Source organism: Arthrobacter sp. AB6, from assembly GCF_031844545.1.
In the GTDB taxonomy this organism is placed as follows: domain Bacteria; phylum Actinomycetota; class Actinomycetes; order Actinomycetales; family Micrococcaceae; genus Arthrobacter.
The window spans coordinates 24,815-48,156 of the sequence record NZ_JAUZVL010000022.1; the positions used below are offsets into that span (position 1 = coordinate 24,815).

22 protein-coding genes are annotated in these 23,342 nt (G+C 62.1%); 10 read left to right on the forward strand and 12 right to left on the reverse strand.

The genetic code is table 11. From position 1 onward, the window contains the following. Nucleotides 1–9 precede the first annotated feature (9 nt). The 4 genes from Q9R30_RS15450 (at nucleotide 10) to Q9R30_RS15465 (ending at nucleotide 3,703) form a co-directional block, all read left to right on the forward strand. Nucleotides 10–903 carry an SDR family oxidoreductase gene (locus Q9R30_RS15450; RefSeq protein WP_311218143.1) on the forward strand — a complete coding sequence of 298 codons (894 nt, stop codon included), beginning with the start codon at nucleotides 10–12 and terminating at the stop codon, nucleotides 901–903. Between the two features lie 34 nt (nucleotides 904–937). Next, complete coding sequence (locus Q9R30_RS15455) at nucleotides 938–2,461, forward strand: aldehyde dehydrogenase (NADP(+)) (protein ID WP_311218144.1); 1,524 nt, start codon at nucleotides 938–940, stop codon at nucleotides 2,459–2,461. 109 nt (nucleotides 2,462–2,570) lie between these two features. Further along, entirely contained in the window at nucleotides 2,571–3,422 is an 852-nt protein-coding gene (locus Q9R30_RS15460) for an aldose 1-epimerase family protein (protein ID WP_311218145.1), read from the forward strand. Nucleotides 3,423–3,505: 83 nt separating this feature from the next. Next, nucleotides 3,506–3,703 (forward strand): hypothetical protein, encoded by a 198-nt coding sequence (locus Q9R30_RS15465; RefSeq protein WP_311218146.1) that lies wholly within the window; start codon nucleotides 3,506–3,508, stop codon nucleotides 3,701–3,703. Nucleotides 3,704–4,297: 594 nt separating this feature from the next. On the opposite strand, the gene Q9R30_RS15470 is transcribed toward Q9R30_RS15465, so the two are convergent. The 6 genes from Q9R30_RS15470 to Q9R30_RS15495 are packed head-to-tail and all read right to left on the reverse strand — an operon-like array spanning nucleotide 4,298 to nucleotide 9,504. Then, nucleotides 4,298–4,909 (reverse strand): bifunctional 4-hydroxy-2-oxoglutarate aldolase/2-dehydro-3-deoxy-phosphogluconate aldolase, encoded by a 612-nt coding sequence (locus Q9R30_RS15470; protein ID WP_311218147.1) that lies wholly within the window; start codon nucleotides 4,907–4,909, stop codon nucleotides 4,298–4,300. Further along, a complete protein-coding gene (locus Q9R30_RS15475) occupies nucleotides 4,876–5,655 on the reverse strand; it encodes an IclR family transcriptional regulator (protein ID WP_311218148.1) in 780 nt (259 codons plus the stop codon). Before Q9R30_RS15475 ends, Q9R30_RS15470 begins: the two co-directional genes overlap by 34 nt. A gap of 14 nt (nucleotides 5,656–5,669) precedes the next feature. Further along, nucleotides 5,670–6,629: a sugar kinase gene (locus Q9R30_RS15480; protein WP_311218149.1), complete on the reverse strand. Its 960-nt coding sequence runs from the start codon at nucleotides 6,627–6,629 to the stop codon at nucleotides 5,670–5,672. Next, nucleotides 6,622–7,611 carry a 2-hydroxyacid dehydrogenase gene (locus Q9R30_RS15485; RefSeq protein ID WP_311218150.1) on the reverse strand — a complete coding sequence of 330 codons (990 nt, stop codon included), beginning with the start codon at nucleotides 7,609–7,611 and terminating at the stop codon, nucleotides 6,622–6,624. Before Q9R30_RS15485 ends, Q9R30_RS15480 begins: the two co-directional genes overlap by 8 nt. Beyond that, complete coding sequence (locus tag Q9R30_RS15490; RefSeq protein WP_311218151.1) at nucleotides 7,608–8,414, reverse strand: SDR family oxidoreductase; 807 nt, start codon at nucleotides 8,412–8,414, stop codon at nucleotides 7,608–7,610. Before Q9R30_RS15490 ends, Q9R30_RS15485 begins: the two co-directional genes overlap by 4 nt. After that, on the reverse strand, nucleotides 8,407–9,504 hold the full coding sequence (locus Q9R30_RS15495; RefSeq protein ID WP_311218179.1) for a zinc-binding dehydrogenase: 1,098 nt from the start codon (nucleotides 9,502–9,504) through the stop codon (nucleotides 8,407–8,409). The genes Q9R30_RS15490 and Q9R30_RS15495 overlap by 8 nt, the downstream gene beginning before the upstream one ends. A gap of 125 nt (nucleotides 9,505–9,629) precedes the next feature. On the opposite strand from Q9R30_RS15495, the gene Q9R30_RS15500 reads away from it, so the two are divergent. From Q9R30_RS15500 to Q9R30_RS15520, 5 genes are all read left to right on the forward strand, one after another. Further along, on the forward strand, nucleotides 9,630–10,817 hold the full coding sequence (locus Q9R30_RS15500; protein WP_311218152.1) for an enolase C-terminal domain-like protein: 1,188 nt from the start codon (nucleotides 9,630–9,632) through the stop codon (nucleotides 10,815–10,817). An 11-nt stretch (nucleotides 10,818–10,828) separates the two neighbouring features. Then, nucleotides 10,829–11,866 carry a DUF4862 family protein gene (locus Q9R30_RS15505; protein WP_311218153.1) on the forward strand — a complete coding sequence of 346 codons (1,038 nt, stop codon included), beginning with the start codon at nucleotides 10,829–10,831 and terminating at the stop codon, nucleotides 11,864–11,866. A gap of 156 nt (nucleotides 11,867–12,022) precedes the next feature. Continuing rightward, nucleotides 12,023–13,057 carry a TRAP transporter substrate-binding protein gene (locus Q9R30_RS15510; RefSeq protein ID WP_311218154.1) on the forward strand — a complete coding sequence of 345 codons (1,035 nt, stop codon included), beginning with the start codon at nucleotides 12,023–12,025 and terminating at the stop codon, nucleotides 13,055–13,057. 30 nt (nucleotides 13,058–13,087) lie between these two features. Next, entirely contained in the window at nucleotides 13,088–13,609 is a 522-nt protein-coding gene (locus Q9R30_RS15515) for a TRAP transporter small permease (RefSeq protein WP_311218155.1), read from the forward strand. A gap of 66 nt (nucleotides 13,610–13,675) precedes the next feature. Continuing rightward, entirely contained in the window at nucleotides 13,676–14,968 is a 1,293-nt protein-coding gene (locus Q9R30_RS15520; RefSeq protein ID WP_311218156.1) for a TRAP transporter large permease, read from the forward strand. 561 nt (nucleotides 14,969–15,529) lie between these two features. On the opposite strand, the gene Q9R30_RS15525 is transcribed toward Q9R30_RS15520, so the two are convergent. Further along, entirely contained in the window at nucleotides 15,530–16,618 is a 1,089-nt protein-coding gene (locus Q9R30_RS15525; RefSeq protein WP_311218157.1) for a HigA family addiction module antitoxin, read from the reverse strand. 13 nt (nucleotides 16,619–16,631) lie between these two features. Next, a complete protein-coding gene (locus Q9R30_RS15530) occupies nucleotides 16,632–16,931 on the reverse strand; it encodes a type II toxin-antitoxin system RelE/ParE family toxin (protein ID WP_009358115.1) in 300 nt (99 codons plus the stop codon). Between the two features lie 584 nt (nucleotides 16,932–17,515). Between Q9R30_RS15530 and Q9R30_RS15535 the strand changes: the two genes are divergently transcribed. Further along, entirely contained in the window at nucleotides 17,516–17,797 is a 282-nt protein-coding gene (locus Q9R30_RS15535; protein ID WP_015062092.1) for a DUF3892 domain-containing protein, read from the forward strand. A 230-nt stretch (nucleotides 17,798–18,027) separates the two neighbouring features. Here the strand turns inward: Q9R30_RS15535 and Q9R30_RS15540 are convergent, their stop codons facing one another. From Q9R30_RS15540 to Q9R30_RS15555, 4 genes are read right to left on the reverse strand one after another with little or no spacing between them, the layout of a single operon-like run. Next, nucleotides 18,028–18,450, reverse strand: coding sequence for a DUF4913 domain-containing protein (locus Q9R30_RS15540; protein WP_311218158.1), 423 nt, complete (start codon nucleotides 18,448–18,450; stop codon nucleotides 18,028–18,030). After that, complete coding sequence (locus tag Q9R30_RS15545; RefSeq protein WP_311218159.1) at nucleotides 18,443–20,212, reverse strand: TraM recognition domain-containing protein; 1,770 nt, start codon at nucleotides 20,210–20,212, stop codon at nucleotides 18,443–18,445. Before Q9R30_RS15545 ends, Q9R30_RS15540 begins: the two co-directional genes overlap by 8 nt. Beyond that, on the reverse strand, nucleotides 20,212–21,831 hold the full coding sequence (locus Q9R30_RS15550; protein WP_311218160.1) for an ATP/GTP-binding protein: 1,620 nt from the start codon (nucleotides 21,829–21,831) through the stop codon (nucleotides 20,212–20,214). Before Q9R30_RS15550 ends, Q9R30_RS15545 begins: the two co-directional genes overlap by 1 nt. Beyond that, nucleotides 21,831–23,342 (reverse strand): SCO6880 family protein, encoded by a 1,512-nt coding sequence (locus tag Q9R30_RS15555; RefSeq protein WP_311218161.1) that lies wholly within the window; start codon nucleotides 23,340–23,342, stop codon nucleotides 21,831–21,833. The genes Q9R30_RS15550 and Q9R30_RS15555 overlap by 1 nt, the downstream gene beginning before the upstream one ends.

Genomic DNA, 23,342 nt, shown 5'->3' on the forward strand with positions numbered 1-23,342 from the left:
AGAGAAGGCATGAACTACCAGCCAGCCAACACCACCTGGACATCCCCCGACATCACTTCCGGCCACGGCGCCCTCACGGGCCGGACAGCGTTCGTCACCGGTGCCGGGCGGAACATCGGCCGTGCCATCGCCATCCGCTGCGGGTCTGAAGGGGCGCGCGTTGCCGTCAACGACGTTGACGCCGCGGCCGCCAAGACCGTCGTCGAGGAGCTGCTGGACGCCGGCGTGGAAGCATATGCCGCTGTCGGGGACATGTCCGACTTCACCCAGGTTGACCGGGTATTCGCTGAGACCGAGGAAGCCCTAGGCACCGTCGACATCCTGGTCAACAACGCCTACGTCCGGTGCGGCGAGACCGCCTGGGGGAACTTCCTGGCGGTCGAGCCCTCCGACTGGGAACTGTTCGTCACCAAGAACATGAACATGCTCTACGGCTGCACCCAGCGAACAGCGCGCGCCCTGGCCGCCCAGGACAAAAAGGGATCGATCATCAACATCAGCTCCCACGGGGCCGAACGCGCCCACCGCAACCACATCCCCTACGACTCCGTCAAAGGCGCGATGGAATCCTTCACCCGCGCCGTCGCCGTCGACCTCGCCCCCTGGGGCATCCGGGTCAACGCCCTGCGCCCGGGCGCAATCGCGGTCGAGGGAGAACCGCCAATGTGGGACGGCAAAAAAGACCTGCGCGCCGCACAGATCCCGCTCGGCCGCGCAGGAACACCCGAAGACATCGCAGCCGGCGTCATCTTCCTGGCCTCCGCTGAATCAGCGTTCGTCACCGGACAGACCTTCAACATCGACGGCGGCATGCTTGCCCAGGGCCGCGCACCCCAGGTCGAAGGCGTGCCGGTAATGCACCCGGGAAACGCCGCACCAGTTCCCGCCACACTCTTTCACTGACCTCCTCCCCCAAGAGCCAAGGACCCCAAGCATCATGACCACCATTGCAGGCACCAACCCCTACACCGGAGCCCGCCTGGACCCGGTAGCAGAAGAAAGCACTCCCGCAGACGTTGACCGCATCGTCGAAAACGCAGGCAAGGCCTTCGCCTACCTGGAGAACATCGGCAGAACCGGCCGTGCCGGGCTGCTCCAGGTAATCGCGGACAGCCTGGACCTGAACGCGGAAGAGCTCATTAAGGCCGCCGACGAAGAAACCGGAATCGGCCCGGCCCGCCTGACCGGCGAACTCAAAAGGGCGAGCTACCAAATGCGGTTCTTTGCCGAAGTCCTCCTGGAGGGCAGCTACCTCGAAGCGGCCATCGACACCGCCGGCGAGACTCCCATGGGGCCGCGCCCGGACCTGCGCAGGATGCTCCAGCCCATCGGCCCCGTGGCCGTCTTCGGATCCAGCAACTTTCCCTTCGCCTTCTCCGTCATCGGCGGCGACACCGCGTCAGCACTGGCCACAGGCTGCCCTGTCGTGCTCAAAGCGCACAGCTCACACCCCCGCACCTCCAAAATCTCCTACGACATCATGGCCGCCGCGGCCACCAACTACGGGGCACCCGAAGGAATACTGGGAATAGTCTTCGGCCAGAAAGCCGGAACCGCCCTGGTCAGCCACCCCCTCATTCAGGCAGTCGGCTTCACAGGCTCCCTTGGCGGCGGCGCCGCGCTCATGGAAGCGATCAGCCGCCGGGCACAACCCATCCCCTTCTACGGCGAGCTCAGCAGCCTCAACCCCCTCGTTGTCACCGCCAATGCCGCCTCCGAGCGGGGCTCCGACATCGGTGCCGGCCTTGCAGCCTCCATCACGACCTCCGCCGGGCAGCTGTGCACCAAACCCGGCGTCGTCTTCGTGCCCCAAGGACCCGAAGGCGACAGCCTCGTTGCAAAGCTCAGCCACGAACTGTCCTCCAGCAGCGTTTCACCCCTGCTGAACCGCCGAATTTTCGAGAGCTACGCTGCCATCACCGGCGCCCTGGATGATCAGGAGGACGTTGAGCGGGTCGCCACCGGGAAGGCCCCGGACGAGGGGGGATTCCGCGTTACCCCCGCCGTTTACAGCATCGACGCTTCCCGGCTGCGGCGGGAGACCGTTGAGGAATGCTTCGGCCCCTCCGCCATCATCGTCCGCTACGGGGCGCTGCCCGAACTCGAACAGGCACTGTCGATGATCGAGGACTCCCTGACCCTGACCATCCACCTCGGTGAAGACGATGACGACCTGGCACACCGGCTCACGGAACTCGGAAAGGCTCGAGCCGGCCGGATCATCTACAACGGCTACCCCACCGGCGTGAGTGTTAGCTGGGCCCAGACACACGGTGGGCCCTGGCCATCGACCAACTCCCTGCACACCTCCGTCGGAGCAACCGCCGTCCGCCGGTTTCTGCGCCCGGTCACCTACCAGGATGCCCCGGCCACCGTCCTCCCGGACGAGCTCAAGGACGGAAACCTCACCGTTCCCACCCGGATCAACGGGCAGCTGAACCTTCCACAACCATCGGCATGACCATGACCACAGAACTCCTGCTCATCCGGCAAGAAGACAGCGCCTACCAAACACCGCAATGGCAATGCCCGGACAACTGCGACTTCTGCACCAGCCCGGAAACGGACTGATGAAAGTCCACCTCCAGACCGACCAGCTCCGCGCCGTACTGGACTCCCACGGCGCGGAGCTGGTCTCCCTCCAAAACAGCACCGGCAAGGAACTGCTCTGGTCAGCAGGAACGCAATGGCCGCGACACGCCCCCGTACTGTTCCCGATCATCGGACGGCTCGCCAATGACGTCCTGCACCACGACGGCCGGAACTACCCGATGACGCAGCACGGATTCGCACGGGACAACCAATTCGGCGTCCTGGAAACCACTGCCCGCACGGCCCGCTTCCTGCTCCGCAGCAGCCCGGCAACAGAAGCAATGTTCCCGTTTCCCTTTTCGTTGGAAACCAGCTGGTCGGCCAACGGGCCCGCACTAGACCTCACCTTCACACTCACCAATACGGGCCCCGCACCCATGCCTGCAGCCCTCGGATGGCACCCGGCCTTCCAGTGGGACCCGTCCCCGGGATGGCAGCTCCTGTTTGCCGAGGAGGAAACCGCCACCATCCGGCGCGTCAATGCCCAGATGCAGCTCACCGCCGCCCGCCACCCCACACCGGTGCATCAAAAGGTCCTTACTCTGACTGAAGACCTTTTCGCTGACGGAGCGATCATTTTTGAGTCAGTGAAAAGCCGTACCGTCCGCTACGTCTCGCCGGACGGGCCGCTACTGGACCTGGCCTTCGGCGACTTTATGCAGTTCACAGTGTGGAAGCAGCCAGGGGCGGACTTCGTGTGCCTTGAGCCGTGGGCAGGCCTGCCCGTACCCGCGACACATCGCGGGGAAGTACTGACAAGCCCCGGACAAATGCTTGTCCAACCGGGTGACGAACGAAATTTCAGCTGCCGGATTACCGCCCATCCCTAACATCGCCCTGGAAGCACGCCCACCACCGCTGCAGCAAGAGAGAAGAAAACCATGGAAGGCCCGCCACAACAATGACTCTCGATATGTCCCATTGGAGAGGCCTCAGCCGCGGCGAGGAAATTGAAGTCCTCGACAACGACCTCGTCATCGCACGCGGCGTCGTCGACGACTACACACACGATCGACGCGTCCTCTGGCTTCACCTGACCTACGGAGGCGGCAGACGAATGTTCCACCACGAGGACGGCTGGCACGTCCGTGCTGTACGCCGAAATCAATAGCATCCGTTGGTCTCTCTATAAAGGGCCCTCTTTAGAGTGCGCTATGGTTTTTCGACCCGCGCCAGGCACCAAGACCATATTGACCCCGTCCTCACAGACCAGTCCCTGGTACCGCCGACCCTCCTTGGGGCGGGGACGCCACCAGGCTGAGGAAGGCGATAACAGCGTTGCGCTCGGCGGAACCAACCAGGTCACTTTAAACATAACCGCCAGCACAGTGGGCCGGTTGCCTCGGCCTACGGGCACCGAACTCCTGCCGGCCCTGAAATGGACCCCACTTCGATGGACCAACACCACCCCACGAAAGTTAAACAGCGCGCGCCTAGGCCGTGGTATTTCGCGGTTCATATCCCAGCTGGCGGGAAATGGCGGCCGCAGTTGCCGAGACCAGGGGAACGGCCGGGAACACGGCAGTGGTCCAGTTTCCGTTGGCGGGCGTTAGGTACACCCCAATCTGACGACGTACAACCCGGGTCTGGGCTGCGTCAAGGAGAACTATGCTTCATCATGGCGCCATAGTGCGCACGGCCATGCACCTCGGGACCGGGGTACGCACCCCTTAGTGGCAGTCCCACCAAAGGATCTGCACAGGAATTAGCGATGACTACTGATGGCGGTACGCAGTGCGGAGATGCTTTCGGCGCTGGAGAAAGCCGATCCGACGGCAACCGCTTTGCAGCCAGCATTAAGAAACTCTGGCGCATTTGAGGTTCCGATTCCGCCGGTGGCCACGAAGTTTACTTGTGGGAAAGGCGCGAGTTGGGCGCGAATCCAGCTAGCGCCCAACTCTGAAGCTGGGAATGCTTTAAGCCATGTGAGTCCAAGCCGCAAAGCTGTTGCAATTTCTGTAGATGTCGCCACGCCGGGCAGATACGGCACGCCGCGGCGGATGCATTCCTCGGCTACGTCCGTGTGCAGGCCTGGAGAGACGATGAAGGCTGCTCCAAGCGCGAGGACGGATTCGAGCTGTTCAACTGATGTAACCGTTCCTGCACCGACGATGCCCTGGTGTTCTTCCGCTGCTGCAAGAGCCATGCGAAGAGATGGCAGGGCGTCGGGGTGCTGGACGGGGACTTCGACGAGCCTGACGTCTTCTGCCCACGCCCGGCGGCACAGTTCAACGGTTTCGGATGGTTCGAAACCGCGGAATATCCCCAGTAGAGGGAGGGCTGTCAGCTGGTTTTCAAAAAATTCTGTGCTGTCCATTGTTGGCCTTTCCAGCCGAGGTTTTGGGATATTTTTTCGGCTACCTTCCTATAGAGGGGAAGGTCTTTCCGTAGTTGTTCAAGTGTTGAGACGGCCCGCAGGGCTGTGACGGATATGCCGTATGTAACTTTGCCTCTGGCGTCATGGACCGGCAACGCGACGCAGTTGATGTAGTCCTCGTGTTCACCGTCGTCCTCGGCCCAGCCACGTGAGCGGATGGCTTTGAGGTCGTCAAGGAATTGCTGCTTGCTGGTCAGAGTTGTGGCCGTGTATCGCTCAAATGCCGAATCGCCGATAAGCCTTTCCACGTCTTCAGGGCTTTGGAAGGCGGCGATGACTTTGGCGACGGCCGCGGTGTGGATTTTGGCGGTGAGTCCAATTCGGGAGCCCATCGCCACGGTTCCGCGTCCGTCGATTTTGTCCACGTAAATAATTTGGTTGCCGACGAGTTGGCCCAAGTGGATGGTGTGACCGACCTTATCGGACAGTTCCTGCAGTTCCGCGTGGGCGATACTGCGTGCTTCCACCTGGTCAAGGGCTATTTGTCCGAGGGCGATAAGTTCAAAGCCCATGCCGTACCGTCCGTCTGCGAGACGGCGGACAAATCCGCCCTCCTCCAGGGTTTGAAGGAGGCGGAGAGCTGTGGACTTGTGTACGCCCAGGTGTAGGGCGACCTCGCTGAGTGACCTGCTGTTGAGTGAGACGTAGCTGACCACGTCGATAGCTCGGGCGACTGTTTGCGACACGATTTGGTTCCTTCTCAGCGGTGCGGCGGTGCAGTAAGTGTACTGCCGGGCTGGTTGGTGTCCCCTGCCAGCTCCTGGGCTGACGGGAGATCAGCGGCGTCCGATGTGGAAAGTATGACCCGTGATGCGACGCTGTGGCCCATCCGGAGACGGACGTCCTGAGGGACGTTTTGAAGCATGCCGCTGAGCCATCCGGCCGCGTAACCGTCCCCCGCCCCGACAACATCGACGACCTCTACCTTCAGGGCAGGCTCACGGAACGTACCTTCCGGAGTGAACCCCACTGCCTCATGTGCGCCGTCCTTGACTATCAGGTGGCCGGGCCGGCCGATCAGGCTACGCACCGACTCTGCGTTCGTGGTGCCCCAGATGCGTTCGGCTTCATCCCTTCCTACGAACACAATGTCGCTCGCCTGCGCCAGGTCCAGCAGCTCATCGCCTCCCTGCCCGCCCCATAGGCTGGCGCGGTGATTCACATCGAAGCTGATGAGAGCATCACCGAAAGGGCGGTCAAAGATAATGTGCCGGGTCAGTGCGCGGCACGATTCTGACAGTGCCGGGGTTATCCCTGAAAGGTGCACAATCCTGGGAGCACGGCGGAGCCAGGCCGGCACGTCTTGAACGGACATGCTGCTGGCGGCTGAGCCCTTGCGGTAGTAGTAGACCGTCGTCTCGGTACCGGTTGGGTCCTTGAAGTACACGGCGGTGGGCCGATCCGGGTGCCTCATTACCGACGCGGTGTCTACCCCGTCGGAGTTAAGAGTGTCGATGATGATGTCGCCCAGGGGATCGGAGCCCAGGACGCTGGCCCAACCGACGTGGTGTCCCATCTTTGCCAGATGGGAGGCGACGTTGGACTCGGCCCCTCCTGGGCGGAGTATGTATGTTCCATGGCCGGCAAGCCTGCCTCCCTGCTCAGGTGAGACCATGACCATGGTTTCCCCGATGGCCAGGAGTTCGAGATTTTCAGGCACGTCCTCCGCCTCCGGTGGTCGTGGTGACGCGGCGCGAAACCGGCAGCCCGTTGAGTGCCTCGAAGAGCGAGATACGGACATCCTGTCCGCGTTCCCGGTAGGTGTCGGTGGCCGTAGCTGAGTAGTGCGGGGTCATCACGATGTTGTCCAGTTCGGCAAATGGCAGTTCTGAGGGCGCGGAAGCCTGTGTGGAGACGGGCCGGTACCACACGTCGATAGCGGCTCCGGCGATGTTGTGGTCCTTTAATGCCTCATACAGCGCTACTTCATCGACGACAGGGCCCCGTGCGACATTGACGAGTACTCCGGCAGGGCCGAGGGTCCTCAGTTCTGTGGTGCCAATAAGACCCTTGGTGCTGTCCGTGAGGGGGCACGCAAGGACGAGGGTGTCCGCTTGTTCCAGCAGTTCGGGTAATGCGTCCATCGCTTTTACCCAGTCCGCGTCGGGGTCACCGGATGCGGGAGTCCTGTTAACGGCGATAACGCGCATTCCGACGGCGCGGCAAAGACGCGCGATGGCCCTTCCTGTGTGTCCAAAGCCAACGATGCCGACAACGGATCCTTCGAGAGTGGTAAATGCCGGAGCTGCGGCAGGGTTCACGATTTTGTTGGCCCACTGGCCCGCCCTGAGTCCTCTGTCGACATTCAGGAGTTGGCGTCTGACGGCGAGCGTCACCATGAGGACGTGTTCGGCAATCGATTTTCCGTGGCCTGCGGCGTTGGCGACGGTCACTCCCGCCGGCAGGAATCGGGACGCGATGTGCTCGGTTCCGGCGGCGCAGATCTGGGCGAGTTCGAAGTTGGGTCCGACGCTGCGGGCGTGCTGTTCGTCAAGGAACACCCCGACGTATGCCCAGGCGTCCGCCAGTTCCCGGTTAAGCTCTTCGGTATCGTCCAAGGGGATAAACACGAGCCGGAGCCGGTCGTCCATATCCTGAAGCCATGGCCAGACGTCGGGATCTGTGACGACTACCTTTTTCACTGCGGGCTCCGGTCGTCGGAGGCCGGCTCAGGGGTGCCGGCATACGCGGAGTTCTGTGCATAGATGCGGTTGTGCGTGGGAGAGATGACGAGCTCGTTGATGCAGACCTCCGCGGGCAGGGCGGTGATGTAGGCTACGGCGTCTGCTACCTGCTCGGGGGCGAGCATCCGGAAGAGTTCCTGCTCCGACGGTGGAACCGGGCGCGTCAGCAGTATCGGAGTCCGCACTTCGCCGGGGCAAAAGTGTGTGGCCCGGATGCCATAACGGCCTTGCTGATCGTTTAGGGACTCGACCAAGGAGGCGAGGGCCGTCTTGGAAGCCGCGTAAGCGGCGCCGGCGACGGACATGTAGCGCCATCCTGCCCAGGATGAGACGACGATAATCTGACCGTCGCCGCGTTCACGCATGTTGGGCAGGACTTTGAGGACGCATCTGGTCACCGATGTCAGGTTTGTCTCCACGACACGCGAAAAGTCGTCCGGATCCAGGCTGCTCCACCATCGCTGGGCAACATTGGTTCCTGCAGAGCAGACCAGTACCGTGACCGGGCCAAGTTTGTCCTCGATGCGGCTGTGTGCGGCGTCAACGGCCGTCTGGTCTGTGGCGTCCATGACGACAGCGAGGGCTGTGCCTCCGGCCTGTTCCACCAGCCTCACGGTTTCTTCAAGTTGTTCGGCCCGTCGCCCGGATAAGGCTACGGCGTACCCTTCGGCTGCTAGCCGCACTGCGGCGGCTTGGCCGATGCCGGAGCCTGCTCCGGTGATCCAGGCGACTTTTTCCGTTGTGGTCCGGTTTTCAGGCATGCGTTGAGTCCTCAAGTGTAGGGAGGGGTGTTTGGAGTCCTTCTGCCGTTGTTTCCGATGCTGAGGAACCGGGAGTAATGAAGACTTTCATCGCGTCATTTCCCCGTGCCGCAGCCTGAAACGCTTCGGTTGCTCCAAGCAGGGGAAATGACAGGGTCGGCAGTGCAGCAAGGCCCAGCGTGTCGTTGGCGAGCAGGTTCAGCGCTTCCTGAAAATCCGCTTTCCGGTAAACACGGGTCCCCACTATCTGCTGCTCTCCGAAGTTAACCGTCCGCAGGTCAATGGCCGCAGGTTCCTTGTAAACGCCCACGATCATGATCGTTCCCTGGATGCGGGTTGCACCGGTCAGCACGGCGGCAACGGAGGGATGGCCAGCGGAGTCGAAAACGATGTCTGCTCCGTCTCCCCCGGTTCTCCGAAGAACTTCTTCGACAGGATCGGCACCGGAATCTGCGACGTCGAGGCCGTAGGACTTCGCCACTTCCTGGCGCCACGTATTTGGTTCAATGACCACCACTTTGGCTGCTCCCTGCTGGCGGGCAACAAGGGCAACGAGCAGTCCAATGGGTCCCCCACCGAAGACCGCCACCGACGATCCTGGCCTCAGGCCAGAACGTGATACGGCGTGCACGGCGACAGCCAGGGGCTCCGCCAGTCCCTCCAGCCCTTCGGGCGTCTGCGCAGGGACAGGATGGATACTTTCAGACCTCACGAGCACGTAGGGCGCCAGGGCTCCGGGCTCGTCGACGCCATAGAGTCCGAGCTTGGCGCATACATGTTCGTTGTCCGTCCGGCAGGCCACACAAAGCTGTTCTTCCGCGCGGTCCCGGCAAGAAATAAGTGGCCTGATGGCTACCCGGGTTCCTGCGGCGTAGTGCTCACCGGGATCCTCTGCCACGGTCCCGCAGAACTCGTGTCCGAGGACAGTCCCGGGAAGTGCTCGTGCGTGGTGGCCCCTGAGGATGGCCAGGTCCGAACCGCAAATTCCGACCTTGGACACACGTACAAGGGCCTCACCCTTCGCGGGCTGTGGAACGGGAATGCTGGGGTAAATCAGCTGATCGGGGCCGTTCCAGACGACAGCGGTCATGGCAGGCACGGGCAACTCCTTTGTTATTGCAACATGTGCAACCTCTTTGCTTTATTTGCAAAATTTTCCCGGCTCTGGCGTACGATGTCAACTGAGCCCCATCAACGACGCTGAAAGGCAGACACATGGAAATCACAAAAGTAGAAGCGCGCCACGTCCCGCAGTCGATGTGGGGCAACTTCTGGCAGCAGCAGCGCAGCGTACGCGGGCCTGGCCCCATGAGCCAGTATCCGTACCGCGGGGAAGGCTGGTCCTGGTACACCTGGCCACAGGGAATTGTCGTGGTACGGGTGACGCTGTCCGATGGAACCACGGGCCTTGGGTACTCCGAAGACGGCATCGGGGCAGCGACGCTTATGGTCAATGAGCACCTTGGGCGTATAGCCGTCGGTCTGGATGCCCACGCCACAGAGCTCGTCTGGGAACAGCTTTACCGGTCCTCCATCGTCTACGGCCGCAAGGGCGCCGCGATTGAGGCCATCAGCGCTATCGACATAGCGTTGTGGGATGCACTCGGCAAGGTCGCCGAACTGCCCGTGTACAAGCTCCTCGGCGGCCACAACGGCAAGCGCATCAACGCTTACGCGAGCAAGGTTCAACCGGATGATGACCTGAAAATCGTGAAAAAAATGGCCAGGGACTACGTCGACCGCGGGTACATGGGCGTCAAAGCCAACTGGCCCTACGGGCCCGCCGACGGCAGAGCGGGCCTAATGAAGAACCTGCGATACATCGAGGCCGTGCGCGAGGAAATCGGCGACGACATCGAGCTTATGACCGATGCATACATGGGATGGGACCGACCTTTCGCCAAGGAGATGATCCGACACCTGGAACCCTACCGGCTGCGCTGGGTTGAGGAGCCGCTGATCCCGGACGACATCGCCGGCCATGCCGAACTCCGGAACATGGGGCTCGTCCAGATCGCGACAGGAGAACACGAATTCACACGATACGGCTTCCAGCAGCTCCTGGACGCCGGCGCCGCCGACGTCCTGCAACCGGATGTCCATCGCGTCGGAGGCATCACCGAGCTCCGCCGGGTAAGCCAAATGGCGTCCGGGTCAGGCATCGAGGTCATCCCCCACGTCTACTCCGCTGCCACCCTGCACGTTGTGCTGTCACAACCGAACTGCACCTGGATCGAGCACCTCACCAACCCGTCCTTCTGGGGACTGGACCAAAGGGTACAGCCCCTCTTCACCGGTGAGCCGGAAGTCATCAACGGCAGCCCCGAACTGCCCACAGAACCGGGCATCGGTCTGCGCGCTAATGTCGAAGCGGTGCCGGAGCTGGCCGACTGGGCCGAGTAAGCGCGCGGAAGATGAACAACCTCATCCTGGGCGCCTATGCGGCCGCCCCACCCGGGCTCGAATCAGATACCCAGGCCGAAAACCGCTGGTACAGCCTGCTCCGCGATAGCCAGAACATCGGCGGGCTGGAACTACCCTTCTACGCCACCCTACACAGCCGCGGCGTCAAGAGACTGGCCTCACTGCTCGATCAGCAGTGGAGCTGCGTCGTTACCACCATCCCCGGAACGGTCCAACGCATGAAGGAGAATCCCGCCTACGGCTTAGCCTCGGACAACAGCCCGGGCAGGGAAGCTGCTGTGGGTGACCTCCACCGGGCATACGAACAGATCCGGGAGCTGCGCGCTATTGCCGGACCGACATCCGTACAGGCCATCCAGATCCTCTCAGCCCCATCGCAACCAAAAGCTTCATCGTCAGTACTGTCCTTCACGCGATCACTGACTGAAATTGCTTCCTGGGATTGGGAAGGAGTCCGGCTGACCGTTGAACACTGCGACGCTGCACGCGAAGACACCGAGCCCCAGAAGGGATTCCTCTCCCTTGCAGGGGAGATCGAAGCCGCCCAGGAGGCGGGCCGGGAATCCGGCAGGCAGATCGGCCACACCATCAATTGGGCCCGCTCGGCAATTGAACTCAGGGACATCGAGGCACCTGCAGCACACCTCGCACTACTTAACGCACGGCAGGTGCTGACAGGGCTTATGTTCTCCGGCGTCTCAGCGATTGCCACAAATCACGGCGAAGCATGGGCCGACATGCACCTTCCCGTGGACACTGGCGGCCAACCAAGCTCCCTCCTGTCTGCAGAGCAGATCCGAACCTGCACCGGCCTAGCCGGCACGGCATCGTATGTCGGAGTCAAAGTCGCGGCAGATCCGCGAAAATGCGCAGTCCAGGAGCAGCGCCTGGCGCCGGCCCTCGCAACAGTGGCCGAAGTGGTTTCTGCCCTTCAACCGCCGGCCACCCCGGTGAAGATGACCGATGAAGAGAGCCCGGGCAACCGGCAGCGCCTGGAGCGCACTCCTTACAAGCAGACACACCCCTAGCGCGCAAGCAAGAATCCGTCAAGGCAATTCTGCAGGGTGACGCTTGACACGCAAATCAATACATCCCTACGATTGTAACTATCGCATCGCCATTGCATTATTTGCAACGGCTTGGCACCCTCAACCCCGTTCGCATGGAAACAAAGGAGTTTTATCATGTCCACAGTGACTAACCCCCGCGCGCGCCGCATGGTTCTCGCCGGAGCCGTGCTTTCCTCCGCAGCCCTCGCACTCACGGCCTGCTCTTCAGGCTCACAGGGCGGCTCTGAAGGCCCGGTCAAACTCAGCTTTGCCCACACCGTAGAGGTCAAACACCCCGTTAACAGGTGCGGCGCCGAAATTTTCAAGGAATCCGTGGAGAAGGCCTCTGACGGAAACATCACCATCGAAATTTTCCCCGCAGGCCAGCTGGGCACAGAAGCTGCCCAGTCTGACAGCGCCATCGCCGGCGACGTCGACATCACCCAGCCCAGCGCCGGTCACCTCTCGGAGTACTACGAGCCGCTGTCCGTTCTTAACGCAGCTTTCCTCTTCGACAGCTACAGCAGCATGCTGGAAGTAGCCCGGGGTGACGCAGGGCAGGAACTGTGGAAGGGACTTGAAGACAAGACGGGCCTGGTGGTCCTGGATATCTACCCCCAAGGCATCCGCCAGGTGACGACCAAGGGTGTCGAGGTGCGCAAGCCCGAAGACCTTTCAGGCGTCTCGATGAGGGCCGCCGACGCACCAATCTGGATCACAAACGTTAGCGCCCTTGGTGCCACCCCGACCCCCATGGCGCTGGGTGAGGTCTACACAGGTTTGCAGCAGGGCGTCATTGACGCGCAGGAAAACCCGGTGAACCTGGTCGCCTCGAACAGCTTTGACGAGGTTCAGGACCACGTCAGCCTCACCAACCACGTTGTCCAAGGCAATCCCCTCGTCATCAACGGCGACCGCTGGGCCGGACTCTCCGAAGAACAGCAAAACATTCTCAAGGATGCTGCCAAGGAATCTTCCGCTTCCTTGCAGAAGTGCCTCGAAGACGACTTCACGACCATCGTCCAGGAATGGAAAGACAAAGGGACCATGAAGGTCACCGAAGACGTCGACATCGACGCTTTCCGCAAGCACGCTGAACCCGTCCTGATGAAGGAGTTCGGAGATGTCTGGGGCGATCAGTACAAGAAGATCCGTGACGCCCAGGGCTAAGCCGCGAATGCAAAGAGAGTCTTGAAGCACATGAACGCAATTGACCAAGCCGAGCGCGCAGTCGCTTTGGCCGTCCGGGCAGCGGGCATTTTGCTGCTGCTGGCCATCATCGCCATCATCGCAATACAGATCCTGTCCCGATCGATGTTTCACAACCCCGTCATCTGGACCGAAGAACTCGCCAGGTTCTCCCTGATCTGGCTAACGCTCCTCGGCTGCGGATGGCTTGCCTTCACCGGAAACCACATGGGGTTGGGCCTAAAGAGCCTCGGTGCGAGCATCCGGGACAAGGTATGGGGAATTGCCGTCCGGATCTTCACGATCATTATCGTGATCTGGTTCGGGATCGCCGCGCTCAACGCACTGGGCTCCTTTCCCACCTCATCGGCCGCACTGCGGGTCCCCACCTGGGCGGTCTACCTCAGCGTTCCCGTGGGCATGGGCCTCTGGGCGATCCACGAAATCCTCAGCCTCATCAGGATCGGCATGGGGCGGAACCCGCAGAATCCGACCGGGGCCGCGGATGACCACATGATCCCCGATACTGAGTGACCCCCCAGTGCCCGACCGTGAAGACGTGTGCTGGCAACGGCACCCTAAAAGACTGAGAACGAACCCATGACCCTCGTCCTGCTCCTCGCGGGCCTCATCATCCTGATCACCTTCCGCGTCCCGGTGGCAATTTCACTGCTGGCCACGTCCCTGCTGTACATTCTCTTCACTGGCACGGGGTCGATGCGCGTCGCGCTGCAGCAGACAGTCGGTGGCATGGACAGTTTTCCACTTCTGGCCATCCCGCTGTTCATCCTTCTCGGAAACCTTGCAGTAGCGACCGACATCGCTTCACGACTGTTCGCCCTGGCTGACGCAGTCCTGGGACGGGTCCGCGGTGGGCTCGGCTACGTCAACGTCGTCAGCAGCCTCCTGTTCTCGACCCTGAGTCACTCGGCCATTGCCGACAGCGCTGTTCTGGGCCGCATGCAAGTCCCGGAAATGACACGCCGAGGATACGACAAGAACTGGAGCATCGGCCTCACAGCCGGCGCGGCGCTGATCGGGCCCATCCTGCCTCCGAGCGTTCCGGCGATCCTCTACGCCGTCACAGCCGGAGTCTCCATTGCAGGGTTGTTCGCCGCGAGCATTCTCCCCGTCGTCCTGGTATTCGTCACCCTGTGCGCAGTGGTGTTCGTTTACAGCCTTCGCAAGAAGAAGGAAAACGTCGACCTGCGCAGCGCCTGCACCTACACGCGTGCCGAAGTCGGGAAGATCGCGCTGGCCTCGGTTCCCGCCCTGCTCACACCAGTCCTGCTCATTGGAGGTATCCTCACCGGATACTTCACCCCCACGGAAGCGGCCTGCGTATCCGTCGCCTACCTCGCCGTCCTCGGCCTGGTCTACCGCAAGCTCAACTGGAAAACCAGCGTCAAGATACTCTCCGACTCGGCAGCCACATCCGGAAGCATCATGATCGTGCTCGGAGCTTCAGGACTATACGGTTGGATCCTCGCCCGTGAAGGAGCCGGCCGCATCATCTCCGACTGGGTAGGCGCGCTGGGAGACAACCCCATCCTCTTCCTCATCTTCGTGAACATCGTCCTGCTCCTGGTGGGTACATTTATGGAATCGGCACCGGCCATCCTGATCTTCGTACCTATACTTCAGCCCATCGCCACCGACCTCGGCATCGATCCGATGCACTTCGGCGTCATCGTCCTGCTGAACCTGGTCATCGGCCTACTGACGCCACCGGTGGGCATGGTTCTGTTCGTACTCGGAGATGTCACCAAGACCTCAGCCCGGGACGTATTCCGTGGCACCCTCCCCTTCCTCGGAATCCTCGTCGCAGCGCTCATGGTCATCACCTTCGTACCACCCATCACCGAGTTCCTGCCAGCAGTCCTCGGCTACTGAGGCAGGGACACGCCAGCCGCTACATCAAGGGAGCCTTCGAAACGCAACACTTGTGCTTCGAAGGCTCCCTAGCTTTTGCCAAGCAAGTTTCTGGGCTCCTCCACGGCGCAGAGGACACTTACGACCGAAGCCCGACTGCCGATATCGAGGGTATCCCTCCGACTCCGGCCGTCTTGAGAACGGGAGCAGCCCCGCGGATTCTCTGATCCAAGCTACTACCGCTCAGTTGTAATTGGTGCTTACTGACGTCGCCTATGTCGTTCCTGTCGAGGGCGGCCTTTAAGTGGCCAGGCCTGCTTGAAGTGAATCAAACTCGAAAGCAGCTTCTTGTGTAGCTGGCTCGATAAGTTCCGGACGAACTGCCTACGGATAGTGTCCGTCCGGTTGGGGCACACCCCAACCTGACGTCAGGCAGCAAGGAGAAGAGCGTCAGGTTAGGGTCCTGAAGTAAGTTCCTGCATGGGTCCCCTCCGGCAGTCTTAGATCCAAATCTGACAGCAGCCACAAATAAAAACTTGCTGGAGTGTCAGTTGCAGAGGTGCTCTTAATGTCACCTGGGAGTCAGTATGAGTGACTCCAGCGCTCTAAGTGAGAGCTTACGGTTGGCGCCCCTTTTGCCAATGCAGTCCGGTAATCGAGAGCCTTATCGCGTTGCAGTCTCCCAAGTACAACCACTGAATGCACTCCTATTCGCTGTGCAGTCGACTCAATCCACCCCCTACGAACGGCCGTCGGCGGGACTGGGAGGCCCCCCGGTATTTGCCATTCACCTGCCTTTTCGTCGGCAGCTAGCTCGGCCGGCTCGGTCGAAGAGTCTTCATCAATCACGAGACGCTCGGGCGTCACATGTCCTAGGAGGACATGCGCCACTTCGTGGAGAAGCGTGAATAGAACTACATCTAGTCGCTTACCTCTTCCCGACAATGCAATCACTGGCTTCTCAACGTCTTCGTCCAAAAGGAAGGACGCGCCGTTCAGCTTGCTTCCAGGGAACGCTTCGACATAGACAAGACGCACTCCTACAGCAGCAAATTCAGCAGGGAGCTTCGAAAAGTTTTCCGGATTTGCGACCAAGCGCGAGAGGCGCTCCGCTAGTTCCGTGAGCCCCACTGGGTCGTAGTTACCAACCTGAAGATCCTGCGCACGCTTGCGGGCGCACGCGAGCCATGCTTTTTGGGTTGGTGTTGGTTCTTCATCCTGATTGGAGCGTCGGGCTGCGGCCAGAAACCGCGGTGTGTCTTCAATGTGTTCGATTTGGAACAGCTTGATCAGCTCGTCTTTTTGCTCTGTCAACGACTGGCCGGTCAGGATTCCTCTTTTGAGAAGTAGCGATACTGGAGCCAATTCGTTCATCCTGGCCCGCAGCTTAACCTCGTCTAAGTCCTTGCGGGTCGCCTCATTCCGGGACTGGCTCCAGAGGAGATACGAATTCTGCAGGTTCAGCCAGTACTCCGGACCAGTACCAAGAGCTGCGCCGATCTGAGCTGCAGATTCACGAGTTATTTCCTTCTTCCCGGCGATTATTTCCGAGACGAACTGCGCCGGGCGCCCAAGGATCTGTGCAAAGTCGCTCTGGGACCAATGACGTGCTTCAAGCTCCTCCGTTAGAAAATCCCCGGGAGGGAAAGCTTCAGCGAGCTCGGGGGCCATGGAAATCAGTCCTTCAGTGGTAGTCAACGGCTTCAATGACGATGGCTATGCGCCCGCCATCCTGAGTTTGGAACCGCAGAATAAGCCTGTATTGGGTATCGATCCGGATCGACCACGTCCCAGCACGGTTACCTTTTAGCTTCTCAAGGTGGAGGGACTTCAGCGCTCTCAAATCCTGATCTGTGACCGCCGCGTGTAGCTGCTGGATTCGTCGTCGGTATGCCCGGGTGACGTTTGGAGCCCAACGTGATGTGCGATGGTCTGGCTCGTAGGCGAGTTTCCGGAGATCCTCATCCTCGTAGTCCACCTGCATTCTGTAAGCCGTCCTTCACCCCTGATGTGAACAACACGCTACAGGAAATGCTCAACTTCGTATGAAAACTATACCGCAGAACTCACAAGTTGTCTTCACCCTTGCACCGAAGGGCCGAGGCGATTAGAGTGAAAGCGTCGGAGGTCCGATACAAAAAAGGGCGGACCCGTTCCAGCGGGCCCGCCCAGCAACTCGAGGTCAGGACCGCAAGTTCCATGGTTAGTGGTACTAGCGATTCTAACGGAGCCACAGGCGCCCGCGAATGGGTGCCCTCCCCCCTCGGATGAGTGTTCTGAGGAGGACACTATGGCACGATCAGTTAGCCGCAGCGCGCGAACCGGACGTTTTGTAACCAAAGCGACTGCCGCCAGATCTCCACGGACGACAACCACTGAACGTGTTGGTTCCGGGACCGGAAATAGCCGAAGTGTCAATCGTTCGGCATCAACGGGACGGTTCGTCACAGATGCGACAGTTCGGCGTAACCCCGGCGGGACCATAACCCAGCAGGTCTGATCCCCTCAGCAAGGAGATCAGGGTAACGCGGGAACACGTAGAGGCAGTCAAATAACTAGGAGTAATCCATGGCGGTAAGAATTACCCACGTGCGGGTTGAAGGATTCCCAGAGGATCATCAACACATCACGAGCTACAAGTGGGTCAATGAAGCAGATAACGGCAGCGGAACCAGCACGAAGCCGGCAATGGTCGAATTTATCGATGTAAAGAAGGGCCGGGCGTACGTAGGATCTGGCTCCTCAAGAGTGGAGGTCGGCGTAGTTCGCCCCCAATCTGCAGCTCCGTATCTTCGGACCTATGCTGATCAGCAATGGACTAACAACCTTCTGTCATTGCCCAGATTCTAGAATCCATTGCCAGCGCCAAGACCCCCGGGGAAACTCCTCGGGGGAGTTGGCGTTGGAGTGACACGAGTTCGCTGACCACAGCCGGGGACAATCCTGATAGGTTATCCACCGCTACTGCGGCTGAGGGAGCTTTCCCGATGGCTCCCGATTCCAGCCGTGGATAACCCGGATTGACCCCAACTATGGACAGCCCGCGTCGTCACCTCGAGCGTTGGCTAACAACAGCCGGCTTAGAAGAGCCCGGCGGGCGGTTCCTCGCAGGGTAGTGGGGCGAGTTTGGCGCGGTGGCCGTCGTCCGGAGTGCAGCCCTTGAATGGCCCATCTGTTGAAAGCAGTACGGACATGTGGTGGTCTGCGTGGTCGCGCCACCAGACGCTCATGCCCGTGGTGCCGTCCAGGCGCAGGAACTCCCAGGCCCGCCAGAGCGCTTCGAGGCGGCTGATCGCTTCGGCGTGTTTCCACCATTGCGGGCACCAGGTCACGCCGCCCTGCACGTTGAGTTGCCGGCGGTAGGTGGTGGCCAGTTTGCCGCTGACGAATTCGGCCACGTTCGGGTAGAACAGTTCAGGGGCGTCCGAGTCCTCCTGGGTTAGCTCCGTGGGGGCTGCGGCCTCCTCCAGTTCGTCGTCCCACTCCCCCAGGCCCTCACTCATTAGAGGCACCCGCGGTGACCCACCGGTTCCCGACCGCGGCCGCGGGCTTGTTCGCAGGGTCGTGTGCGGCGATGGAGGCACGCACCGCTTCAGCCTGCGGTCCGCTCATCCAAGGCACCGTTTCCAGCAATGCCGCTGGGGCGCCGGAGGCGAACATGATGGCCCGGCCGCGAGGGAAGGCGGCCAAGTCCGAGACGTCCAGTGTGCGTTCTTTTCGGTCGTCGTCGTGGCTGTAGGAAGTGCCTTGTTTGGAGCGGCTTCTGGTCATGTTGGAGTACCGGTATTCGCCCACGAGCTGTGCGAGCTCGTTCAGGAACTCTGCTTCGGCTACGCCGCCGCCGTAGACCTTGATGTTGGAGGCGCTCCAGAGCTTGCGCATGCCGTCGCGGCCCCACACTTCAACGCCTTGTGACCAGGACTGGAGGATGGTCATCAGGACGATGCCGCGGGAGCCGTAGTGGCTGTAGAGGTTCGGCAGCTCGCGCCAGCGGCAGACGTTGGCTGCTTCGTCCAGGACACCGACCATGGGTGTGGCCAGGCGGCCTCCGGGCGAGTGGACGGCGAGTTCTTCGGCGGCCTCGACCGTGGCCACGGTCAGCGCCGTCACCAGCGGGCCGGCGGTGCCTTTGCCTTCCTTGGAGAGGCTGTACAGCGTGCCTTTGGAGCGGACGAAGGCTGCCGGGTCGAACTGTGGCCGCTCGTCCTTGTCACCCTGGGGTGTCACCCAGCGGGCGACCTGGCGGTTTGTGAGGCAGGAGGCCATTTGCAGCGCCGTGCCGTACACTCCGCCGCGTTGCTTCTCGGGGGCGTTGATGACGCCGCCGACGGCGTTGGAGGTCTGGGTGAAGCCGTGGGCCTTGAGGATGTCCACTGCTTCGTCGTCGGCGGGACGGGTCAGCCAGGTGTGAACTTGCGTGATCGGGCGGCCGTCGAGGGCTGCGGCGAGCAGGAGGCCGGCGAGTAGGTCCTGGCCGGCGGGGTCGAAGTAGGCGTCGGTTTTGGCATCCGGGCCGCGGGAGCCTGCTGCGAAGTGGTCGGCCAGGCGTGCCGCTTTCACTTCATCGGTGACGTAGGACAGGGGGTTCCACCACCAAGTGGGTTCCTCGAGGGCGACGGACTGCGGGTCGAAGACCCAGACAGGGCCCTCGCCGGCGCGCACGTCGCGGGTTCCGTCAACGATGTCCCGCTTGTTCGAGGTCACCAAAGCTGCTCCCGGGGCGGCGAGGATCGCCGGGATCGCCCGGGATGTCGTCTTGCCTGTCCGGGGTCCCCAGATGTCGATGTGCATGTCTTCCCAGGAGCCATAGACCATCTGCCCGCCGAGGACCGTCTTGCCGACCGGCACGCCGGGTGAGCCTTTCACTCCGAGACGTTCCGCGGTGGCCGTGGCGCCGCGCAGGCTCAGGGCGCGCAGGTCCTTAGCCTTGGCCATGTGCTGGGCGGCGGCGTCTACGCGGGAACGCTTGGACCGTTTCCGCAGCACCGTACGGACCGCCAGAACGGCCACAAGGATGATGAGGACGCCGAAGCCGATCAGTACCCAAGTGGCGGCCGCGGGCCACGTGACCTTCTGCGAGAGCAGGCTGAAGACCAGTTCAAACGGGTTCGCTGGCAGTGTCTGGCCGTCATTGGACAGCAGCGAGCCCAGGTGCACGGCTCCGGCCACCGAGCCGACCCCGAGCACCACGACGGTGATGAAGACCCAGAGCAGGATGGTTTCGCCATCCATCCTGGAGCGCTTGCCGCTGCTTGGTGCACCCATCAGTTCTCCCCTTCGCCGTTCCTGCTGATCGTCCAGCGCTTGTTCGTGTCGTGCAGTGATTCCTCGACGCTGGTCAGCTTGAGGGCGACCGGGATCCCGGGGCGGCCGCCGACTTTGAAGAGGAACTTGCCCAGACCCGGGCGTACCCGTTTGCGGGATCCACCGGCGTCGGTCCATGACCCCGGGTCAGCCCACGAGATGAGGCGGGCTTGTTCGGCCCGGGAGAGGGTAACGGCTTTGTTGAGTTTTTCCATTTCGGCTCCGGGGAGCGCGCCGCAGACGACCATGCCGGAGCGTTCGACGAATCCGCGCGCTTTCATCCGTTCGGATTCGGTTGGCAGAGCTTCGAGGTCACTCATGGTGTGCGTGATCATGGCCTGCCCGACGCCCTCGGTGCGGTTCAGGCGGGTCAGCGAGTCAACCCGGTCGACCATGCCCTCGCCGGAGCGCAGGGCCCGCCACAGTTCGTCCATGACGACGAAGTAGTTCCGGCGCGGCTCCAGGCCGGCGTCTGCCAGCGTGTGGGCGACCTGGACGGTGGCAAACCCTGTTGACCAGCAGGCCAGCAGGCAGGCCGCCTGGATGTCCCGCTGCGTGTCGGAGATCCCTGACAGGTCAAAGACCACGGGTTTGGTCAGGTCCATCGGCTGATCGGTCGGCTGGGAGAACATGTCCGAGAACCGGCCCGAGCCGTCGAGGGAGTACAGCGACTGGCGCAGCTGGTCGGTAGCGTCGAGGTAGCGGCTCATATCGCCGCGGTCCAAGGCTATCGCCCGCAGCTCGTCTGGGGCGTCTTTAATGACCTCGATAAGATCCCCTATCAGGGGAACGCGGTCCAAGCGCTCGTCCAGGATGTGCAGGGCCCGGTCAATCAGGGATTCCTCGTGCGCGCTGGGCTTGGCATTCCGCACGATGGTGATCAGCGCCGTGATCATGTTCAGGCGCCGGTTGTGCGAGTCGGCCATCAGCTGTTCGGCCAGCTTCTCCGCCTTCACCGCTGCACCGAGCAGCTGCGCGGCCGCGGCCTGGTCGCCATCTGGATCGTTTAGGGTCCGGTTCGCCTTGGCCCGGTGTTCCTCGGCCGAGGCGAGCAGCCTGACGGCGGCTCCCGTGGCTTCACCGGGGTCCAGGACGTTCAAATGGCCACGGCCAGGACCCAGACTGATGACCTGCCCGCCGAGGGCTTCGATCAGGTCAACGTAGTCCGGCTTCAGGTCACCGAGGATCAACGGGTTGATGCTCCGGCCCGCCAGGCCCAGGACAATGTGCCGGACCAGGGTGGACTTGCCGTAGTGCGGCAGACCGAGGACGAACATGGAGGGGTTGTTGATCATGCCGTGCATGAACCAGCTGATCGGATCCGCCCCGAAGGGCGCTCCGGTGTCGGTGTGAACGCCGATCGGCACTCCCAGGATCGGGGTCCCACTGCCACCCACGAACGGCCAGAGACCGCAGACCTGGACCGAGGTTCCGCGCCATTCGTCGGCTGCCGTGACATAGACGGCCTCGCCCTGTCCACGGCCGCGCCAGCCCCGCAGGCCGGGGCGGCGGGCGACCGCGGCCGCGAGCTTCGTGGCAGGGGCCTGTGTGCGCTGGTGCTTGGTCTTGCTGCCGAACATCACATGGCCTCGCGGATCTCTTCGGGAACCTTCAAGTGCTTGGGCAGGACCAGCCCCAGGGGCAGGGACGCGGCAAAGGCAGAATCCTGCGAGCCGTGAGCGCGCCGCAACAGCAGACGTGCCGACGGGCCGAGGTTGCCTTCCACGACGGCGGCGGCGTCCTCAAGGTCCCGGGAGGACAGCACCGTGGCCGTGACCACCATGCCGAAGTTGACCAACCCGGCCCCCTTGGCTTCCTCCGCTGCGGTGGCCTGCGCCGCACGCGCATCGACCAGGGCGCGGGCAGTGGGCCGGTTGGTCGAGGAGGCCCGGGTCAATGCGCTTGTTTGGTCCGACTCCACGATGGCGGCCGCGCGGCCGGCTTCGATCGGCCGGTACAGCAAGGTGACGCGCTTGCGGTCGATCTCCCCGTGCGGTGCGACGAGGCGGCCCAGCGCTGATGCCAGGATGTGTCCGCGCGGGGCGCCCGTCATCGTCCAGGACACCGAGTGCCCGGAATCGTGGCGGTAGCCGTCCCAGTTGGATTGATGGGCAGACGGTCCGACGTCGCCCCAGTCCAGGTCAACGGGTGTGCCCTGGTAGTGGGCTTCGTCAATGAGCCGGGCCGCTGCAGGGTCGTACGCCACCCGAACGACCTCACACAGTTCCTGCGCGTTCAACGGCGCGCATGCCCCGGCCCCGGTGGATTCCAGACGCTCGGTCAGGCTGGGAAGCCGCGACGCGAGATCCCTTGCGATCTCCTCTGCAGTGCGTCGCTTGCCGCCTGCCCGGGCAGCGGCACTGAACGTCAACGCGACCCACGCACGGATCGTGGCCGACCCCTGCGGATAGGTCTCCAACGCCTCCCGGAGCATGGCCTTGGCAATGTCAGGGGCATCGTCATGGATGTTCGATTCAACTTCCCGGCGCAGCCGTGCCCCGGAATCGGGAGCGGTTTCGACCGTGACGGATGCAGCCACGACGGCAGGTTCATTCGACAACGAAGCCAGCCAGCCGCCCCAGTTAGCCACCCAGGCATTAATCTGCTCGGGATCAACCAGGGACGCACCGTCAGGCTGGGTGCCGAAGACAACGGTGTAATGCGCGGTGGAGGGAAGGTGGATCAGTGCGAACGGGCGGCCATAGGAGTCGATGAACTCGTAAAGCTTGGAACCGGCGGAAATCCCCGGCAGCTGGAACTCACCCCAAGGCGTCAGCCCCAACGGACCAGAGCGGTAGATGTTGGCCTTCTTGCGCCGCGCCGAGCGGAACGCCAAACGAGCGAAAATCCGCTCCCCCACGGACTTGTTGTGCTTGTCGGTCACCGAGACGACCGCCAACGCCACCCCAAGGACGAGCAGGGCAACGAGCCCGGCGAACCAGCCGCCGACAAAGAGACAAATCACCGTGATGATGAGGCCAACAAACAAACCAGCTGTTGCCAGCCCACCAAGGGTGCCGATGCCTGCCTTACGCGGACGCCGCCAGTTGCCGTAGGTCGGTTCCCTATATGTGTTCTCAATCGCTGCCAT

What these genes read in the sequence shown, in the direction of transcription:
- Q9R30_RS15550 (WP_311218160.1), bottom strand. Translation starts at nt 21,831, where the DNA reads ATGTTCGGCAGCAAGACCAAGCACCAGCGCACACAGGCCCCTGCCACG.
- Q9R30_RS15520 (WP_311218156.1), top strand. Translation starts at nt 13,676, where the DNA reads ATGACCCTCGTCCTGCTCCTCGCGGGCCTCATCATCCTGATCACCTTC.
- Q9R30_RS15555 (WP_311218161.1), bottom strand. Translation starts at nt 23,342, where the DNA reads ATGGCAGCGATTGAGAACACATATAGGGAACCGACCTACGGCAACTGG.
- Q9R30_RS15505 (WP_311218153.1), top strand. Translation starts at nt 10,829, where the DNA reads ATGAACAACCTCATCCTGGGCGCCTATGCGGCCGCCCCACCCGGGCTC.
- Q9R30_RS15450 (WP_311218143.1), top strand. Translation starts at nt 10, where the DNA reads ATGAACTACCAGCCAGCCAACACCACCTGGACATCCCCCGACATCACT.
- Q9R30_RS15490 (WP_311218151.1), bottom strand. Translation starts at nt 8,414, where the DNA reads ATGCCTGAAAACCGGACCACAACGGAAAAAGTCGCCTGGATCACCGGA.
- Q9R30_RS15455 (WP_311218144.1), top strand. Translation starts at nt 938, where the DNA reads ATGACCACCATTGCAGGCACCAACCCCTACACCGGAGCCCGCCTGGAC.
- Q9R30_RS15510 (WP_311218154.1), top strand. Translation starts at nt 12,023, where the DNA reads ATGTCCACAGTGACTAACCCCCGCGCGCGCCGCATGGTTCTCGCCGGA.
- Q9R30_RS15535 (WP_015062092.1), top strand. Translation starts at nt 17,516, where the DNA reads ATGGCGGTAAGAATTACCCACGTGCGGGTTGAAGGATTCCCAGAGGAT.
- Q9R30_RS15495 (WP_311218179.1), bottom strand. Translation starts at nt 9,504, where the DNA reads ATGACCGCTGTCGTCTGGAACGGCCCCGATCAGCTGATTTACCCCAGC.
- Q9R30_RS15470 (WP_311218147.1), bottom strand. Translation starts at nt 4,909, where the DNA reads ATGGACAGCACAGAATTTTTTGAAAACCAGCTGACAGCCCTCCCTCTA.
- Q9R30_RS15465 (WP_311218146.1), top strand. Translation starts at nt 3,506, where the DNA reads ATGTCCCATTGGAGAGGCCTCAGCCGCGGCGAGGAAATTGAAGTCCTC.
- Q9R30_RS15500 (WP_311218152.1), top strand. Translation starts at nt 9,630, where the DNA reads ATGGAAATCACAAAAGTAGAAGCGCGCCACGTCCCGCAGTCGATGTGG.
- Q9R30_RS15540 (WP_311218158.1), bottom strand. Translation starts at nt 18,450, where the DNA reads ATGAGTGAGGGCCTGGGGGAGTGGGACGACGAACTGGAGGAGGCCGCA.
- Q9R30_RS15525 (WP_311218157.1), bottom strand. Translation starts at nt 16,618, where the DNA reads ATGGCCCCCGAGCTCGCTGAAGCTTTCCCTCCCGGGGATTTTCTAACG.
- Q9R30_RS15545 (WP_311218159.1), bottom strand. Translation starts at nt 20,212, where the DNA reads ATGGGTGCACCAAGCAGCGGCAAGCGCTCCAGGATGGATGGCGAAACC.
- Q9R30_RS15460 (WP_311218145.1), top strand. Translation starts at nt 2,571, where the DNA reads ATGAAAGTCCACCTCCAGACCGACCAGCTCCGCGCCGTACTGGACTCC.
- Q9R30_RS15515 (WP_311218155.1), top strand. Translation starts at nt 13,088, where the DNA reads ATGAACGCAATTGACCAAGCCGAGCGCGCAGTCGCTTTGGCCGTCCGG.
- Q9R30_RS15530 (WP_009358115.1), bottom strand. Translation starts at nt 16,931, where the DNA reads ATGCAGGTGGACTACGAGGATGAGGATCTCCGGAAACTCGCCTACGAG.